The organism is Microcoleus sp. K1-B1, assembly GCF_036704705.1.
In the GTDB taxonomy this organism is placed as follows: Bacteria; Cyanobacteriota; Cyanobacteriia; order Cyanobacteriales; family Microcoleaceae; genus Microcoleus.
In genome coordinates, this window is the sequence record NZ_JAUBSH010000174.1 from 1 (window position 1) to 3,889 (window position 3,889).

At 47.0% G+C, this 3,889-nt stretch carries 4 protein-coding genes; 1 reads left to right on the forward strand and 3 read right to left on the reverse strand.

Annotated elements, in window-relative coordinates:
* Positions 1-65: 65 nt before the first annotated feature.
* A complete protein-coding gene (locus QUA83_RS30065) occupies positions 66-509 on the forward strand; it encodes a hypothetical protein (protein ID WP_333297856.1) in 444 nt (147 codons plus the stop codon).
* A gap of 5 nt (positions 510-514) precedes the next feature.
* Here QUA83_RS30065 and QUA83_RS30070 read toward each other — a convergent pair whose 3' ends face one another.
* From QUA83_RS30070 to exaC, 3 genes are all read right to left on the reverse strand, one after another.
* Positions 515-1,351, reverse strand: a complete 837-nt coding sequence (locus QUA83_RS30070; protein ID WP_333297857.1) for an SDR family oxidoreductase — start codon at positions 1,349-1,351, stop codon at positions 515-517.
* Between the two features lie 164 nt (positions 1,352-1,515).
* The gene (locus tag QUA83_RS30075; RefSeq protein WP_333297858.1) at positions 1,516-1,860 is read right to left on the reverse strand and encodes a DUF779 domain-containing protein; all 345 of its coding nucleotides are present in this window, start codon (positions 1,858-1,860) and stop codon (positions 1,516-1,518) included.
* A 158-nt stretch (positions 1,861-2,018) separates the two neighbouring features.
* Positions 2,019-3,539 carry an acetaldehyde dehydrogenase ExaC gene (gene exaC, locus QUA83_RS30080; RefSeq protein ID WP_333297859.1) on the reverse strand — a complete coding sequence of 507 codons (1,521 nt, stop codon included), beginning with the start codon at positions 3,537-3,539 and terminating at the stop codon, positions 2,019-2,021.
* Positions 3,540-3,889 lie beyond the last annotated feature (350 nt).

Genomic DNA, 3,889 nt, shown 5'->3' on the forward strand with positions numbered 1-3,889 from the left:
TCTCTTTGAGCACAACTTGATATTTTTTATTATATCATATTAGTTGTTTGTGTAATTAATTTTGTTTGACTACTTACCTCCTGGCATCAGGAAAAAGAATAAGTGCGGCGGCGATATACCAATCTACGGCAAATAGCCCTCAGCCTAACCTGTGTTCATTGTTTAGAGAGAGCAAAGAAGAGGCAGCGGAACCTTGGTGGTCTGAAGAAACTCACTGTAGGATCGATCGAGTCAACGGCCTCAAACTTCCTTCTCAAACCACAGGCGCAACCTATGTTTCATTGGATGAGATGGCTCAACTGCCAGTTCCTCCTCTACCGAGTGAAATACAAGGCGATTTTCTACAAATCCAATTTCCAGATGCCATAGAGGTTGTTCTTTCGAGCGATCGATTCCAGACTCCCTATTATGCCTCCATGAGTTGGACCCCAGATACCAATGATACACAGCGAAGCTGTACTTTAATCTACGAACAACCGGAACAAAAGCCTGATGTATTCGCCATTTAACAGCCTCAAATTTCCACTTCTGGATGAATGAGCTGGTATCCTTCTGCTTTGAGCTTCTGATTCGATATGCGGCGATTATTCGATCGCTTTGTTGTATCTAACCCATCCCATTCCACTTCAGGTAATTCGTAGCGATCGCACAGTTGTTTAAACAATTCACGAGCAGTAATTGGAACATCATTCACTAGGTTATAAACTCCTTCTAATTGACGAGCGAGCGCCAACTCACTTGCTGATACAATGTCGTCCAGATGAATCCAGTTCGTGAAATTATTGCCTGTGCCGGGGCGAGTTGTGCCTGCAAGCCCACTTAACCGTTTCTTGAACTCGCGATCGGGTCCATAAATGGCTGCAAGGCGAAAGATACATACTTTCAAATCAGGGCTGGATGCTGACAGCAAAACTTGCTCTGTCTCATGTAAAATCTCTGCATGTCTGTCAGCGGGTGCTACGGGTGAAAGTTCAGTAACCCAGGCTCCATTACTATTGCCATACACCCCAGAACTACTGGTATATATGAGTTGTTTTATGTTGGGAAAATGCTTCAAGGCAAGAACAAGGTTGTTGGCCGTATGCAGGTATGTCTCCTCGTACATATCGGAATCTACTTGGTGGTTTGCTGTAGGAGCGAGACTCAGGAAGACCACATCTTGATTTTGCAGGATCGTCGGTAATGTCTCTTCATCGCAGCGCTTCAGGACGATCGCCTCGTTGGCAACTTTCTGTAACTCCCCAATCCGTTCTTGCGTTGTAGTCGTTGCAGTGATTACGTGACCCAGGTTCCGCCAATGCTGGGCAACCGCAATTCCAACATAGCCACAACCAATAATTATAGCGTTCATCCGTTTTTTCAACTTCTGAAATAGAAGGCTCTAGATTGTATCCAAGATAATAATATATCCCATTTACAAAACTTCACGCACTGTCTGGTGCCTATTGCATTTACATTCTGGGCATTTCATGCTGCTTTTTCTCCATATCATCCCTCTATTATGCGCCAACAGAGTTAATCAGCATTAACAAACAAGCGAGAACGAGTAATAAAACGCTCTCCATCCGGCCCTTCCAGGGAAAAATCGCTGCCTCCAGGCCCCGATGCCACGTCTATAATTAACTGGGTGTGCTGCCAATTTTTGTATTGCTGCGCTGCAATATAAAACGGGCAACCGCCTATTTCGCCCAGCAATACGTCACCATCACCGATTATCAATTCGCCATCGGGAAAGCACATGGGGGAACTACCGTCGCAGCAGCCGCCGGATTGGTGAAACATCAATTGTCCGTGTTGAGTTTTGAGATGGTTAATTAATTTTAAAGCGGCTTCTGTTGCGGTGACTTTGGCAGTTTCCATTCCAGTCTCTTTGTGTAGCAATTTTATTTCGTTTGTGAACGAGATTTTTTTTAATGAACCGCAGAGGACGCAGAGAAAGAGAGGAAAGAGAGAAAGAAGGAGTTTACAAATCCTTGAAGTGTGTCTTTCTTCTTTCTTTCTTCCCAATGACTAAAACCTTAGAAGAAACCTAATGCTTTCGGGCTGTAGCTGACCAACAGATTCTTGGTTTGCTGGTAGTGATCTAACATCATTTTGTGATTTTCGCGACCGATACCAGACGATTTGTAGCCGCCGAATGCTGCGTGGGCAGGATATAGGTGATAGCAGTTTGTCCACACGCGGCCAGCTTGAACGGCGCGGCCCATGCGATAGGCGGTGTTGATGTCGCGAGTCCAAACTCCTGCACCTAAACCGTAAAGGGTATCGTTGGCAATTTCTAATGCTTCGGCTTCGTCTTTGAAGGTGGTGACTGCTAATACTGGGCCGAAGATTTCTTCTTGGAAAATTTGCATTTTGTTGTTTCCTTTGAAGACTGTTGGCTGGAAATAATAGCCGTCTTGCAAGTCGCCGGATAAGATGTTTCTTTCGCCACCAATCAGGCATTCTGCGCCTTCGGCGTGACCGATTTTGACGTATTCGGCGATTTTTTCCATCTGGTTGATGGAGACTTGCGCGCCGAGGGCGGTTGTCGGCTCTAAGGGGTTGTCTTGTTTGATTTGGCGGATGCGATCGATCGCCCTTTCCATGAATCGATCGTAGATTGACTCCTGAATTAAGGCGCGGGAGGGACAGGTGCACACTTCGCCTTGATTAAACGCAAACATGACTAATCCTTCGACTGCTTTGTCTAGGAATTCATCGTCTTGGGCGCAGATATCTTCAAAGAAAATGTTGGGGGATTTGCCGCCTAATTCTAGGGTGACGGGGATAACGTTTTGGGAGGCGTATTGCATGATTAGCCTGCCGGTGGTGGTTTCGCCGGTGAAGGCGACTTTGGCAATCCGGGGACTGGTGGCGAGGGTTTTGCCGATTTCGGCGCCGGGCCCGTTAATGACGTTGATTACGCCGTCTGGTACTAAGTCGGCGATGATTTCCATCAGTACCAAGATTGACGCGGGGGTGGGGCCTGCTGGTTTGAGCACGACGCAGTTGCCGGCGGCGAGGGCTGGGGCGAGTTTCCAGGCGGCCATTAATATGGGGAAGTTCCAGGGGATGATTTGTCCGATGACGCCTAGGGGTTCGTGGAAGTGGTAGGCGACGGTGGTTCCGTCGAGTTCGCCGATCGAACCTTCTTGAGCTCGAATGCAGCTTGCAAAGTAGCGGAAATGGTCGATCGCCAGCGGTATGTCTGCGAGGCGGGTTTCGCGAATTGGTTTGCCGTTGTCCCAGGTTTCGGCGATGGCGAGGCGATCGAGGTTTTCTTCGATGCGATCGGCTATTTTGTGCAAAACCCGCGCCCTGTCTGCTGGGGAAGTCTTACCCCACTTGTCTTTCGCGGCGTGGGCGGCATCCAGTGCCAATTCTACATCCTCGGCGGTCGATCGGGGGACTTGACAAATTGATTTTCCTGTAATTGGAGACAGGTTTTCCGAGTATTTCCCTTTCACCGGTGGCACCCACTTGCCGCCGATAAAGTTGTCGTAGCGACTTTGAAAAATCGACTGACTGCCGGATTGAACAGGTGCTGCTACTACCATTTTATTACCTGATTAAAAATTGTTTTCGCGGACGCTTAAAATCTCTTCCATATCAACTATCGTTTATTGTCCGCAACATCAGTCATTTTATATACAAAATTTTACATTTTTTCAAAATTTTGCAGTCCCTGTAGGGGCGGGTTCACCAACAATCTGAGGCTAAAACAAACCATCTCAAAAACCCGCCGCCACCCAACGGTAAACACGATCAATTAATTGTGACGCACCTCTCCTTTGTGTGGCTCTGAAATTATCCGATATCTGAAAGTAATTATTAGACATCTCCGAAAACACTCAAAGCCTCTGTATAGTTAAGTTCTAGGACGTAAATGTAATCATCGTAAATTAGC